At 55.8% G+C, this 13,616-nt stretch carries 12 protein-coding genes; all 12 read right to left on the bottom strand.

All coding sequences use genetic code 11. The annotated features are described in order from the left end of the window. Window positions 1-14 precede the first annotated feature (14 nt). Window positions 15-1,451, bottom strand: a complete 1,437-nt coding sequence (locus JRJ26_01960; protein MBW2056240.1) for a radical SAM protein — start codon at window positions 1,449-1,451, stop codon at window positions 15-17. After that, complete coding sequence (locus JRJ26_01955; GenBank protein MBW2056239.1) at window positions 1,448-2,623, bottom strand: glycosyltransferase family 4 protein; 1,176 nt, start codon at window positions 2,621-2,623, stop codon at window positions 1,448-1,450. Before JRJ26_01955 ends, JRJ26_01960 begins: the two co-directional genes overlap by 4 nt. Next, entirely contained in the window at window positions 2,620-4,500 is a 1,881-nt protein-coding gene (asnB, locus tag JRJ26_01950; GenBank protein MBW2056238.1) for an asparagine synthase (glutamine-hydrolyzing), read from the bottom strand. Before asnB ends, JRJ26_01955 begins: the two co-directional genes overlap by 4 nt. Window positions 4,501-4,503: 3 nt before the next feature. After that, window positions 4,504-4,947: a hypothetical protein gene (locus JRJ26_01945; GenBank protein MBW2056237.1), complete on the bottom strand. Its 444-nt coding sequence runs from the start codon at window positions 4,945-4,947 to the stop codon at window positions 4,504-4,506. Continuing rightward, window positions 4,944-5,591, bottom strand: a complete 648-nt coding sequence (locus tag JRJ26_01940; protein ID MBW2056236.1) for an acylneuraminate cytidylyltransferase family protein — start codon at window positions 5,589-5,591, stop codon at window positions 4,944-4,946. Before JRJ26_01940 ends, JRJ26_01945 begins: the two co-directional genes overlap by 4 nt. Window positions 5,592-5,685: 94 nt before the next feature. Next, a complete protein-coding gene (locus JRJ26_01935) occupies window positions 5,686-6,369 on the bottom strand; it encodes an SIS domain-containing protein (GenBank protein ID MBW2056235.1) in 684 nt (227 codons plus the stop codon). Window positions 6,370-6,488: 119 nt separating this feature from the next. Next, window positions 6,489-7,445, bottom strand: coding sequence for a glycosyltransferase (locus JRJ26_01930; protein MBW2056234.1), 957 nt, complete (start codon window positions 7,443-7,445; stop codon window positions 6,489-6,491). Continuing rightward, window positions 7,442-8,959: an HAD-IIIA family hydrolase gene (locus JRJ26_01925; GenBank protein MBW2056233.1), complete on the bottom strand. Its 1,518-nt coding sequence runs from the start codon at window positions 8,957-8,959 to the stop codon at window positions 7,442-7,444. The genes JRJ26_01930 and JRJ26_01925 overlap by 4 nt, the downstream gene beginning before the upstream one ends. A 51-nt stretch (window positions 8,960-9,010) precedes the next feature. Then, window positions 9,011-9,631 (bottom strand): winged helix-turn-helix transcriptional regulator, encoded by a 621-nt coding sequence (locus JRJ26_01920; protein MBW2056232.1) that lies wholly within the window; start codon window positions 9,629-9,631, stop codon window positions 9,011-9,013. Window positions 9,632-10,004: 373 nt separating this feature from the next. Next, a complete protein-coding gene (locus JRJ26_01915) occupies window positions 10,005-10,559 on the bottom strand; it encodes a KOW motif-containing protein (protein MBW2056231.1) in 555 nt (184 codons plus the stop codon). Between the two features lie 316 nt (window positions 10,560-10,875). After that, window positions 10,876-11,859 (bottom strand): glycosyltransferase family 4 protein, encoded by a 984-nt coding sequence (locus JRJ26_01910; GenBank protein ID MBW2056230.1) that lies wholly within the window; start codon window positions 11,857-11,859, stop codon window positions 10,876-10,878. 37 nt (window positions 11,860-11,896) lie between these two features. Further along, complete coding sequence (locus JRJ26_01905) at window positions 11,897-13,594, bottom strand: glycosyltransferase family 4 protein (protein ID MBW2056229.1); 1,698 nt, start codon at window positions 13,592-13,594, stop codon at window positions 11,897-11,899. Window positions 13,595-13,616: the final 22 nt, after the last annotated feature.

The raw sequence follows: 13,616 nt of genomic DNA, 5'->3' as shown, positions 1-13,616 counted from the left end.
GCGGGTTGCTAGGTCTAACTGAGGAGGCGGGCGGCCAGCCCGAGGAGCTCGCCCGGTTCGTGCCAGAGCAGATCCCTGGTCGTCCTTCGAAAAGCACGATTGAACATCAGACGCTTGAGCTGCGGCACCAGACCGCCCCGAGGGACATAACGGTAGAACTTCCTCTCCATCTCGTACAAGTCGTCAAAGGTCATCTTTCCAATCCGCCAGAAAGGTTTCCTCATGGGTGTCCCTGCGAGCTGCCTGCAGCCGTATACATGGAAATAGATCCACGAGAGGTTCTCCGGGTCGAGGGTTCGAATCCACCCCTTCCGTTTGAGGAATCTGTGCATGCTCGTACCCGGGTACGGGATGGCGATATCAAAGGAGGCATCGTAGTGGTTGAGCTCCTCCCTGACAAAACGAAAGGTCTGCTGTACGGTCTCCCTGGTCTCGTGGAGCAAGCCGATCAAGAAAAATACCTTCGAAGCGATCCGGTGTTTCTCCAGCAAGGCGAAGGCCGCCTTTGCTTGCTCCAGGGTCTTTCTGGTCCCGTTCCTGTCCAGGATCTCCTGGCATCCTGATTCCACGCCGAACTGCAGATTGAAGAATCCGGCGCGAGACATCATTTCAAGTAGTTCGTCCTCTGCTCTGTCTGCCCGGGTGTTTGCCGAGAACATCATGTTGATCTTGGCCTTGACGATGCCTTGGCACACCCGTTTCGCGTACTCCGGGTCGAAGGTCAACTCGTCGTCTATGGTGAAAACCGGCTTACTCCCGTAGCTCTTCAACCTCCGGAGTTCCTCCAGGACGCGGTCGATATTCCTGCCCGACCAACCTGATGGTGGATAGCCGCAAAACCAACAAAAGGAGCAGTGGTAATTGCACCCCTCTGACATGGCTATCTGATAAGAGTCATACTGTTTCATGGGGAAGAGGTGTAAGGCGGGAACAGGCCTTTCGTCCAATCCCTGATGGGGACGCCCTTCCGTCCTGACCACTTCGCCGTCACGGACCAGGGTCACACCGGGAACAAGGGCAAGGTCTTTTCTTCCCGCCAAGGCCTTTAGGACGTCGACCGCAGTCGAACTCCATTCCCTCCGAATCGCCACGTCCAGGAAGGGGTAGGAACGGATCGTCTCCTCTTCCATGGGGTGTGTCATGAGGGCCACCACAGGTATGGCCAGGCGGGACTTCATCTGCTCTATCCCCTGCATATCGAGGCCTGCTGCAATGTTGTTCACGGCCACTATCACCACCTCGGGCCTCTCCTTCTCGACCAGGCCGATCGCCTTCTGCCACCCCAGCCGTCCTGCCGCGGCATCCACCACCCCCACCTCCACGCCGGATTCCTCCAGGGAAGCCGCGCAAACGGCAAGGGAGTATGGGAAGACCCTGTACGTGGTCGGTGCACTGGTCCCGTTCTCTTCGCAGAGAAAGCCGTCGTTGGGCCGATAGACAACCGCTTTCATGTGGTTTCTACAGGGGTTCTTGTTCTCATCCGTCGGGACTCCAATACACGCGAGATCACCTGCACGAATTCCGATGCAATGACGGGTGGGGCAAAACTCCGCTCAAAGGTGAGCCTACCCTCTCTGCCCATCCGGGCGAGTCTGTCCGGTTCTCTCGTGGCATACTCAAGGGCTTCTACCAGCGAGGCGGTGTCTCCCGGAGGGATGAGGAGCCCGTTATAACCATTGCGGATATAGTCCAAGGCTCCGGCGGTTCTGGTGGCGATTATCGGAACCCCAAGGCACAAGGCCTCGATGAGGGCCATACTTAGGCCTTCGTTGAGGGAAGAAATAACCAGCACATCCCCGGCCTTCAGGTGCCGCAAGAGGACATCCCCGGGCTGGTGGCCATAGAAAGTGCATCTGAGGGCAACCCCCAGGTTCTCGGCCATCCGCTCATATCTCTGCCTGGCCGGACCTGTGCCGAACATGTGAAGCCAAACCCCCGGTACCTTGGCTGCTGCTTCGATCAGATGGCTGAATCCTTTTGTCTCCAAATCGAGTTCATAAACCATTCTGCCGACGGCGGTCACATGAACAAACCCGGGGGAGTATCCATAGCGGCTGCGCAGTTCCTCTCGGCTTTCGGGAAGTCGCGGGGCATAGTAAGCGTTCGGCAGAAGAACCGCGTCGGCGCGCATGTAACGGGATTCCACGTCTCGCAGGTACTGCGTGGTGGTGCCCATGACTATGTCTGCCCTGCCATAGGCTAACCGGGCCCAAGATTCAAATCGACTGGCATAGTGGACATCCGCGTGGGTATGAACGACAACGAGCGTTTTGCTGACCATGCGGACAAGGGGAATGAGCGGGCCGCCTTCCCATGCTGTCTGAAAAAGCACAAAAAGGGGCTTGTACCTGACCACCTCCCGTAGGAGATGGATTGCGAACCAGGGATAGTAAAGAAAGGAAAGCACAGGATTTCCGGCCCAGACTCCGCCTGGAACACGTATAACGGTGACCCCCTGGTGCACCTCCCGATCGGGGCTCTGCGACCGTTTCGGGGTAATAACCACTGGATCGATGCCCCCATACTCCTTCAGGGCACGGCACAGATTGGCGGTGGCGTTTCCCACTCCTGCGGATAGAGGATAGTAACAATTGCAGACGAAGAGTCCTGTCGTCCTCTTCAAGACATGCTCCCGCCGTGCTTGCCGCGCCACATTTCGAACATCAGAAGCGTCCATAGTTCCTTCTGATGATCGCTTTTCCGGTCAAAATGCTCTTCCATGAGTCTTCTAACATAGGTATAAGAGAATGTGCCCTGTTCCTTGACCCTCTCCTCGGTGAACAAGTCCCTGAGACACTGGCCCAGATCTTCCCTGAGCCACTTGGACCTTGGAATTGCAAAGCCCCTCTTCCTTCGTTTCAGGACCTCCCCCGGGATTAGACCGCTCATTGCACGTTTGAGAAGGTACTTGGGCGTCAAGCCCTTTAGCTTCCATCTCATGGGTATCGACCCGGCAAACTCACCGAATTCGTGGTCGAGGAAAGGGGCCCTCACCTCGAGGCCGTGGGCCATGCTCGCTCTGTCGACCTTGGTGAGTATGTCTTCCTGGAGGTAGGTCCTGATGTAGGAGTAAGCCACTGCATCGAGGTAATGAAGTCGTTCGTTGTCCCTGCGCTCGTCGTCGAAAGGATCGGCCAGACCGGACGAAAACTCCCCCGCCAGCAGCTCTTTCTGCGAATCATAGTCGAACGCACCCAGCCAAAGCTGGTTCCTCCTCACGGAGTCGGCTTCGAGGTGGCTGAAGAACCGTCTGGCCGCAAAGGGAAAACTCATGTTTCCGTCAGAGGGTGGGAACAAGCCGGCCAACCTGGGGAAAACCCCTCTCCTGAGAGAGTCCGGTAGGTACTCGAAAAGCCTGGCAATCCGGTGACCGATAAAAGCCTCGTACCCCGCAAAGAGCTCGTCTCCCCCGTCGCCGCCCAGGGCCACGATAACGTGACGGCGTGCAAACCGCGAAAGCAGATAGGTCGGTATGGCAGAAGGATCTGCAAAGGGCTCGTCATAGGCTTCGGCCACCTTCGGGAGCATGTCTATCAGATCCGTGCCTTCCAGGATCTCCTCTTCGTGGGCGGTGCCGAAGTACCGGGCCACGGACCGGGCATAGGCCGACTCATCAAACCTCTTTTCGGTAAAACCGATCGAAAAGGTCTTGATCGCCTGCGGAGGCATGTGCCGAGCCATAAGGGCCACGATCGCGGTAGAATCGACCCCGCCGCTGAGGAAGACGCCGATCGGCACATCGCTTATCAATCTCCGGCGGACAGAATCACCGAGCAGCCTCGACAGTTCCGAGCAGCACTCGTCGATCGTCCCGTCGAAGTTGGAACGACCCACCGGGAAATCCCAGTAACGGAAAGTCCGTACTTTCCCACGCTTCCATTCCAGACACGATCCGGCGTCCAACTTGTAGACCCCCTCGTATATGGAGAACGGGGCCGGAACATACTGGTATGCGAGGTACCGGCTCAACGCGGTCTTGTCGATCTTCTTCTCGATCCCGGGATGTTTGACAAGGGATCCGAGTTCCGAGGCGAAGATCAGTTGCCCGTCCCTTTCCGCATAGTACAGGGGTTTCTGACCGAAGCGGTCCCGGACGAGCACGAGGGCCCGGTCCCCGGAGTCCCAGACGGCCATTGCGAACATCCCGGTGAGCCGCCTGACCATGTCAATCCCGTATTCTTCGAAAAGATGGACGAGGATTTCCGTATCGCATCGACTGGAAAACCGATGTCCCCGCTGTTCAAGGAACTTTCTCAGTTCCACATAGTTGTATATCTCTCCATTGCATACCACGATGATCCTTCCGTCCTCGCTGGCCATGGGCTGGCGCCCCCCTTCGAGGTCTATGATGGAAAGCCTCCTATGGCCGAGAACGATTTGGTCATCCGCATAGGTACCCTCCTCGTCCGGTCCCCGGTGAACAAGGGCATCCTTCATATCGTCTATGATTCCCTCGGGAATATCCCTGTGGGATCTCGTATAGCCGCAAATTCCACACATGTATTACACCGCTTCCATTTCTAGGAGCGCGGGGAGGTGAATCTCCTGGCAACCGTAATCTTCAGGTGCCGGCACCTCGCCGGACACAACAAGAGGTCTGAAAGGCGCTTCTATCTCGTGAATGAAGGCAAAGCCCTCTACGAAGAGGTAGACAGGCTCCAGATCCTGTCGTCTCTTTCCCTTCCCGATGTCTTTTCTGAAGGGGAATGAGATCTCTCCTGTCTCGAGGTCCTGCTTGGCAAAAAGAAAGGGGTGATCAGGAGCCGGGACGGCTGACATGAGATTGTATCCCCATGACTCCCAATCGTTCAGCGTCTCTTCCGGGATGGCGACACCCCTGCCGACGAGTAGACAAGGGGGGGTGATCCCTTGCTGCCTGACCCATTGCCTGACGCGGAGCCTGAGGGGTTTCCCTATTTTCCCGAAATCGATCTCAATCCGCTTCACAGCCATCTCGCACATGCCCTTTCGGCGGCTTCCCAGTCTCGGGGCAGATCGATGTCTATCGATTCGTCCGGGAGCAGGATGATCCCACGCCTCCCCGCCGGCCCCTCACGCATCCTCTCGACCCCAAAGTTCATCTTCGTGGAAAAGACGCAACCCCTGAGATCCCTTGCGACCTCATGGGACATGTAAGGAGTCCCATCGGAATCGACGAGATCCTCCAAATCGAAATCGACACGCTTCAGGGAATGGACATAGCAGATGTCGGGATTGTCCAAGGCCATCCTGATGGCCGAGTCGACAAGCCCTCTTCTCCTGAAAGGCGAAGTCGGAAACATCGCAACCATGTAGTCCGGGTCATAACCGTTCTCCCGCAACCTGTTCAGGGTGAACTCGACGGCATCCTGGAGGTCCGCCGTGTCGGTGGCAAGTTCTTTGGGCCTGGGGATGACTTCTGCCCCCCACTTTCTTGCGATTCTCGAAATCTCCTCGTCCTCGGTCGACACGACGACCCTATCGATGAGTTCACTCTCCAAGGCATCCTCCACCGTCCAGGCGACAAGAGGCTTGTTGCCGAGAATCTTCTTGTTCTTTCCCGGGACCCCCTTGGAGGCGCCTCTGGCGGGAATGAACGAAACAATATTCACGGGAGGATTCCTCTTATCCAGGCCAGTACATGGCTATCGACCACTCGCGGACCTTGATCAGGGCAAGGGACAAGCTCGGAAAACCCGGATGTGCTCAATGCCTCTGCTCACTCTGTAAAGGCCGCAGAGCAGCCTCCCGGTCGAGCCTTATGTAGCTGCAAATGAGATGGGTCAGAACCGTGAACAGATCCTCTGCCGGTCCATACTCGCCGGGGCGAGTCGGAATATGCAGAGTCATATCCGCGATTTCGAGCATCCGGCCACCGTCAAACCCTGTCAAACCGATTGTGATGGCTAGGTGCTGCTTGGCATATCTCAAGGCTTCCAGGATATTTCTCGAATTCCCACTCACCGAAAAAGCGATGACCACATCTCCGGGTTGCAACAGACCTTCTAACTGCCTGACAAAAACACTGGGGTATCCCTCATCGTTGGCAAGGGCGGTCAGAGCCGGCAGGTTGTCGGCCAAGCTGTAAGCTCTGATGGGTTTCGATCCCCTGGTTCTTGTGCCGATGGTGATGTCATTGACAAAGTGGGAGGCCGTGGCAGCACTGCCGCCGTTTCCAATGGAATAAATCGTGTTGCCCCGCTCTCCGGCCTCGACGAGAACATCCGTGATGTTTTCTACCGCTTGCAGATCAACACGTACCATCAGGTCGGCCAGATAGGAAAGGTACCGGGCTCCATAGTCTCTTACACAGAGTGTTTCTGTAAAGTGTTTCTCGAGATCGGTAAAGGTGTATTCCTCGCTCTCTGTGACTCGGCGGGGCGTTGCCATCGCATCGACTCCTATGCAAAGTGGTGAGGTGAGGAATTCACTGCCAGAAGAGGTGGATTCCGATAAGCGGTGAAATCTCCGTGCTGGACCAAGGCCTTCAACCTCTTGATAACGCCCTCTCAAAGAGATGCATAGACCTCCAAAAGGGGTTTGAGCACCTGCTTTTCGGTCCAGTGTTCCTCCATGAACCTCCTGCTTTTGCAGCCGATTTCAACGCGCAGGTCCGGGTCTTCTACAAGCCTCAAGAGCTGTCCCTCGAGTTCGTCCTGATTCCGGGCCAAAACCCAGGGCAGATCACTTGACTCCGCGAACTTTTTGATCCATCCCGCGTTCCAATCGTCCAAGCCCGCTATCACAGGTTTGCCCTGGCTCAGGGATTCCAAGGATGAGACCCCGTAGTAACCCTGCATGTGATCAAAGATGATGTCGCACCGCTTCTTTCTCTCCAGGCAATCCCTGTGGAGGCAATTCTCGATGATCTCCAGTTCCAGCCTTGACTGGCCTACGGCCGATCGGAGCCTGCTCGCGACCCGAACCAACTCCGCCGTGTTCTTCAGATCCTTCCGCGTCGGTGCCTGGCCTACCTTCACGACGCCGTTGTTGGAATCGCACGCAGGCAGGTAGGAATGGTCGTTGATCGGAACCAGATTGGGTTGCCACAGCGCCTCAGGGATAAGGTGCAGTAGGTCGGGAGTACTGGCTAAGACCCTTCTTTTCGGATTTCGGTACTTCTTCCTGTACTTGTCGGGATTCGCTCTGAAATCCGGATGGCCGTGGTGGTGGTGGAGGATTTTCTTACAATTGGCAAAATCGGAGATTCTGAACCCGCCCACAGGATGGGTTTCGTCGATAAGCATGTGGAAGTGGAAGATGTCCGCCTCCCACATCTCTTCATAGAGAAACTCGAGGGCCTGTTTGTCCATCCAGGGAATGTGAAAATCCTTTTCGAACATGAAGTTGTACCGAATCTCCCAGGTGACGAGCCTTGCCCGGTGGGGAGTGTACCGGTTGATGGCCTTCACGAAAGCGATGGCGGCTCCTGCTGGATCGTTGATGGCAAAGTGAATGATCTTCATGGATTGGCGATCACCCTTTCGCTTATCAACTCGTCACGCTTGATGTTGCAAGAGCTGACCTTGCCAAGGACGTCCTTCAAATCCAGGGTGTACATCCCGTTGTTGGCGCATCTGTAGGTGATGTTCCTCCAGTTGAGTACCTCACCCTTCTCGATGTCCCTTTTGGCAACGATGCTTTTGCCGAGCTTTTTTCTCGATTCAATCTCATCGGGCAGGAGAGTCTTGATTCCATCCCCCCGAGCCTTGTCGTAGAGGCGGATCAGGCTCACCATCCTGACCAGTTCCTCCTTTTCGATCGAGGCCCTGTGGTCACTCCCTCTCATATTCCGGTCCAGGGTAACGTGCTTCTCTATCGCAACAGCACCGAGGAGCGGAGCGGCGCTGGTCACGAGAATACCCTCCTCGTGCGAAGAATACCCAACCGGGAGATGATACCGCTGTCTCAGGGTCTCGATGACTCTCATGTTCGCCAGGGCCGGTGGATGAGGATAGACGCTTACACAGTGCATCAGGATGAGGTTTTCGTTCCTCTTGAGAAAGAGGTGCACAGCGGAGTCGATCTCATGGAGGAAGCTCATGCCCGTGGAGAGTATGGTAGGCTTCCCGATCTCGGCGACCTTCTCCACGAGCCTGATATTGGTGAGATCGGCAGAGGGAATCTTATAGAGGGCAACACCGATCGATTCCAGGACATCCACACTCTTTTCGTCCCAGACCGACGAGAAGAATATGAGACCTTTGGATTCGGCGTATTCCTTCAGAGAGGCGAAATCATCCTTGCTCAGTTCCAGATATTCCCGGTGTTGGCCGTAGGTCCTGCCGAAGCTATGGGTTCCCCCGTAGGATTTGTGAAACCCCTCCCGGGTCAAGAGGGTTCGATTGTCTCTCTTTTGGAATTTGACCGCGTCCACTCCCGCCTCGCCGGATATGTCGATCAATGTCCTGGCCAGTTCGACCTCTCCTTGGTGGTTGTTTCCGATTTCGGCTATCAGAAAGCACGGTTGCGATTCACCGATCAGACGACCCGCCACATCGATGGCCTTCTTCGCCCTCTCATCCAGGAGGAGTTCGATCGCCTCCCGAACCGCGCCACGGCCCCCGGCCGCCCTGGTGACATAGGTCGCCACATTCTTGACTTTGGGGCTGGCATCGGCTACGGCAATGGGGAAGCCGACTGATTTCATGAGCTCTATGTCATTGATGTCGTCACCGATGTAGGCAATCTCTTCTGCACAAACATCGAAGGTTCTCTCCAGCTCTCGCAATACCCCTTTCTTGTCCTTCACCCCCAGCCATATCCTGTCGATCCGAAGCTTTTCAGCCCTCTGCGAGATGGCGGCAGAGTCCTCGCCGGAAACGAGGGCAGTCCGGACATTGTGTCGCCGGAGTAATTCGATCGCCATGCCGTCCCTCGTGTTGAACTTCCTCAGGCTCTCCCCGTCTTTGCCGTAATAAATCGTCCCGTCCGTAAGGACGCCGTCGCAATCCATTACAAAAACTCTAATCTTGTCCATTCCCTTCATGGCCTCTTTCCTGTCACCCCGGGGTGCTCTTCCGGGCAGTGTCTATTCATCAGTGAGGCTCCTCATGGCTATCCCCTTTTTCTCCAAGAACCGCAGGCTCTCGAGGATTTCTCCCAACCGTCCAAAGGAAGTAATGACGATTCCATCCGGGTTCAAACCCTCTATTTCCGAAGGAGGGATGATCCTCAGATCTCCGAAGGGTTTACCGTGTTTCAGCGGGTCGTTGTCGGAAATACCGATGACGTCCAGATCAGTTTCCCTCGAGGCGGTCAAAGCCAACTCCCCGGTTTCTGCAGCCCCAAAGAGAATGACCCTGGCCAATCCCTCGTCGAAGATCTGCTGCAATTTTGCCGCGAATTCCCTCTTCACCCGGGAGTAAAGCTGAATCACATCCACCGAGTATGCCACCAGCAGCGAAGATCTCGTCCGATGCCCTTCAGGAGTCAGGAGATAGCGCATCGTCCGGTTCGTATTGCCCTTGGTATTGACCAGGCCCTTGGCCTTCAGTTCTTTGACGTAGTTGTTGATTTGCGAGCTGCTCAGTCTGGCCCGCAACGCAAGCTGGTGCTGGCTGATGTCGGGTTGCCGCCCTATCTCGGTCAAAACATGCAGAGTCCTCAGGAGCTTGCTGGGTACGAAAAATCTCGATTCTCCGTTTATCATTTCGCTTCCTTGAAGAGACTATCCATTCACTACATGGTTACCCTGGAAAGAGAGATGTCTCGGTCGACAATACCGTTCCTAACGGCGCCGGGGGAACACACTTCGTCCCTTTCGCTGTACCTTTGGGTGTTGCAGTCCGCGGGAGAAATTCTGAGATCGTACTGGAGATGGACAGCCGACCGTCCATTCACTATATGGTCATTATCGGCAGGAATCAGGTCCCACTTGAGCCCCTTTGGCTGAGAAGAAAGGTGCCCTGCGGCCCATCTTTCGATACCACCACGCACTGCCTGGCTGCACTTCGTCCCCTTCGATGTCAGAGTTTGTCAAAACCCTTGCGTTGTAGGCATCGATGGATCGTGGAAGGTGGTTCTCAGGAAACCGGTTCGACACTATCCGCGTCGATTTCGAGGGCGACTGACCGTCTGATGGTATCGACAGACAGGATCAGCCGGTCCGACCTCTTGCGCCTCTCAATGACCCCTTCGAGCCCCATGAAGGGTCCATCAACCACCCTCACCCTGTTTCCCTGCTTCACAAAAGGGAAGGGTTCAACCGGGGCATCCAGACAGATTGCCTTTTGAATCTGCTTCAGCTCCCTGACCAGTTGCTGCTGGTCAGAGACCTCGAGAACGTTGGCAACATGACCGGTCTTCAAAGCATGATAGCGGTCCAATCTCGAACCTTTGAAAAAGGCATATCCCGAAAACATGGGAACTATGGATATTCTGGCCCGGCCACTGCTCCGGTAACGCTTTTTCATCAGGGGCAGGAAGTACCCGATTCTCTGCCTCTCCAGCAAAACGGCAAGCGCCTTTTCCCTCCTGCTCTTGGTGTGAGCCACCCACCATAGCTCGCCGTCAACCCGGTGCTCCAGCACATCCTCAGGAAAGCTGATCCGTGGATATTCCTCGACACTTCGCGGCATAGCCAATACGCCCGACTGAAACCCAACTGTCCATTCAGTGAGTGGAAAAGCAATTAGTGTGCCACTGGGGGCTGTTCACCACGGAAGACCGGAAGGCCAAAGAAGTCTGGCCGAGGAGGAAATTGATCAGAAAAGCAGAGAGTCACCCGTACGGGTTATTGACATCCGAGGCCGGCCCCTTGACAACCCCTGGGAAGATCGTTCCTCCCTCCCGCGAGGCGAGAAATCCTCGCTCCAGGAAAGCGATGGCCATTCACATCGGAAAGACGGAACGCCTTGCCGAGCCGGGTGCAGATCCGATCATGTCGTCCCCGTCTCAAGGGCGGATTTCTCCTGTGATCTCTTGCCACGCTGCGACCACGCTTTCGATCTCTCTCTGGAGCGAGTATTCACGTGCCCCTCTCAGGGCTGCCTCGCTCACCGCTTGCAGTTCCCGCGTATCGCCGGGGAAGAGAGAAGTGATTCGCTCCACAGTCCTTACGATACCCAACACATCGCCCGGTGCAGAAAGAAACGAGTTCGAGGGGCCAAGGAATTCCGACGAAGCGCCAGAATCGTAAGCAACAACCAGACTCCCGGAGGCCATAGCCTCGAGGGGCATGAGCCCGAAGCCCTCATTCGTGCTCAAAAAGATAAACAGCAAGGCGTCTCCGAGTATTCTGGTCACCTCTGTCTCGGATCGATTTTGGATAAAAACCCATTCATAGTCCTCCAGTACGTTCAGAGCCTGTTTCGATCTGGAAATCAGTTGGTGATAAACCTGTGCAACCTCCATAGAGTTCTTGGCCGGGAGGCAGGCTATCATTTTCTTCTTTTCCTTCAGAGGCCGATAGGCGAATCTCTCCGGATCTATTCCATAGTAGACCCGGTGAATCTTCAACCGAGGATAGGCAAAACTCAGATATTCCCGGTTATGATCCGATACCACGAACACGCCTATTATGTCAGGGTGTAGGTACGGGTAGATCTCGGGCTCCCGGAGACCGAAACAGGAGAACCCGTAGTAGCAGTTCTGGTTGAAAATGACCTTTCGGCCCGGGAATGCGAGGATCCTCTCACCCAGATCCTCTGGAATAACCAGTACGTCCCTGTCGGCCTGGTAGGTCCCCTTGAATTCGTCCAGGCTGATCGCCCGGGTCGTGTTGTCGAACCAGGTGAGCCTAAATCCTCTCTCCAGATGGAGCACAAAGGCCTGACGGCCGTGGCCGTTGAGGATGTCCACATGTCTGTATACCTGTTTCTGCCCCCCTGTGGGGTTCTGGTGGTCATAGCAGAAGTAGAATATCTTCGGCCCTTGCATAATACAAACCGCCCGTGACTCGCCCGATCTCCATCATCTACCGATGGACCGTACGCCCTGTGTCTCCTGCAAAGAGCAGCGGACTCGTTTCATCCTGTTCCGGGGCATGTCTGTTCCCTTCTCGATCAGTATGCGGAACAAACTGCAAGAGGCCGTGTTTGAGCATCCACAGTATCAGATAGCGCCTCTTCCACTCTTGGTGCTCGGCGCTCCTCAAAATCTGGCCGACCGAACAGGGGTCCATTGCCTGGGCCATAACAAGACCTGTTTCTTCAGGATCTACCAGACGGCCCATCCCCGAGAGCAGGGGATACCGCACTTCTGAAGCCAGCAGGCTCCGCCCAAACCGGGTGGTTCTTATCCTCATCTCGTGACTCAGAGTCTGGGTCACATAGTGCGAGAAGCAGGGAAAGGCCTTCATGGCCAGAGGGTCTTCGCAGGAAGCTCCGGGGCCGGGACGAAAACCCTCTTTCAGCCTCGTCCAGAGGGCTTCCAACCGTGGAATGATCACGCGTGAGTCGTAGAGCCTCAAGAATCGTTCTCTGGCTGCCATTCCCATTTCCCGGCAGCGATCCGGGTCCGAGAAGAAGAACTCCAGGCCGTCGGCCAGTCCCTCCACGTCCACACAGACCGACTGGCCGAGATATCGATGGAGGGTGACCTCGTCCATCAGAGGGCTCAGCTTCCAGAAGGGTTCAAAGTCGCCCCATGTGGTCGCGATTCTCCTTCCCACATCCTCGGTGACGATCTCCCTGTATCCGTCAAAGTCGGAGACAAGGAGGGGGAGCCCCCATCCCATGGCCTCCAGAAGGGTAATCCCGAAGGTCTCCTGGGGGTTGTCGCTGACGGAAGTAAAGAAGTCGGCAGCCCCGTAGACAGCTGCCTTCTCCTCCTCTGAGAGGTTGGTGAGAAAAGTCACCCTATTGGAAACTCCCAAAACCCTGGCCCATAGCTTCAAGATTTCAAGATAGGCCTCCACGTGAACGGCCCCGGCCAGGATCAGTCTCCACGGCCGGCCCGCTCTCAGAATCATCTGGAAGGCCTGCAACAGTGGGAAGAGATCCATCTTGTCGTAGTCTGAGAATCTGCCGAAACAGAGCCCGATCACTTCCTTCTCATCAAGCCCGAGCCGCTTCCTGGCAGCACGCCGGCTGAGTTTGTACATGCCCCCGCCGTCCACCCCGAGCGGAATGACCTCCATCTGAACGGAGGGGGGCTCTCTTTTCAACTGACGGGCAATGTGTCCAAAACAGTTTTCGAGTACCTTTTTCCCACTCACGGACGAACAAATCAACGCATCAGAGCATGTCACCCCCCCGAGGGTCATCTGGAGGTAGGTGCTCATAAAGCTCTGATAGCTCAACGAGTGGATGAAAGCCGTGACAGGGAAGGAAGCCGATCGGTTACGAAAGTGGCAGAGAGAGTTGAAGTAGGTTATGTGATCGCCCTGATGAAAGACCGTATAGTCGTACTTGCTCACCTGCTCCGGTAGGTCCAAGCGGTCGAATAGTCTCACCTTCTTGCTCGCACCCACGGATTCCAGAAAGCCTCCGTGGCCCGTCTCGAAGGCCCTCCTGTGACTCCCGTTTGCGAGGAAAAAGTGGTATTCGTCGAAACGGCCGTATCTCATGAGAGCCTGGAAGAAGGCGTGGTTTGCCACGCTTCTGCCCACACACCCAAAACCCTTGCCAGGGGGCAGGTAGTCATCCAGGCTGGCCCAGACCAACTTCGCCAATGGTATCTCTCCATGGGATCGA

It is taken from the genome of Deltaproteobacteria bacterium, assembly GCA_019308905.1.
Lineage (GTDB): Bacteria > Desulfobacterota > BSN033 > WVXP01 > WVXP01 > JAFDHF01.
The sequence above is the reverse complement of the archived record's forward strand: the minus strand, read 5'-3'. Positions and strand labels throughout refer to the sequence as shown.

Coding starts and splice junctions, on each gene's coding strand:
- JRJ26_01960 (MBW2056240.1), bottom strand. CDS start 1,451: ATGAAAGCGGTTGTCTATCGGCCCAACGACGGCTTTCTCTGCGAAGAG.
- asnB (MBW2056238.1), bottom strand. CDS start 4,500: ATGTGTGGAATTTGCGGCTATACGAGATCCCACAGGGATATTCCCGAG.
- JRJ26_01935 (MBW2056235.1), bottom strand. CDS start 6,369: ATGGCAACGCCCCGCCGAGTCACAGAGAGCGAGGAATACACCTTTACC.
- JRJ26_01930 (MBW2056234.1), bottom strand. CDS start 7,445: ATGAAGATCATTCACTTTGCCATCAACGATCCAGCAGGAGCCGCCATC.
- JRJ26_01925 (MBW2056233.1), bottom strand. CDS start 8,959: ATGGACAAGATTAGAGTTTTTGTAATGGATTGCGACGGCGTCCTTACG.
- JRJ26_01920 (MBW2056232.1), bottom strand. CDS start 9,631: ATGATAAACGGAGAATCGAGATTTTTCGTACCCAGCAAGCTCCTGAGG.
- JRJ26_01915 (MBW2056231.1), bottom strand. CDS start 10,559: ATGCCGCGAAGTGTCGAGGAATATCCACGGATCAGCTTTCCTGAGGAT.
- JRJ26_01910 (MBW2056230.1), bottom strand. CDS start 11,859: ATGCAAGGGCCGAAGATATTCTACTTCTGCTATGACCACCAGAACCCC.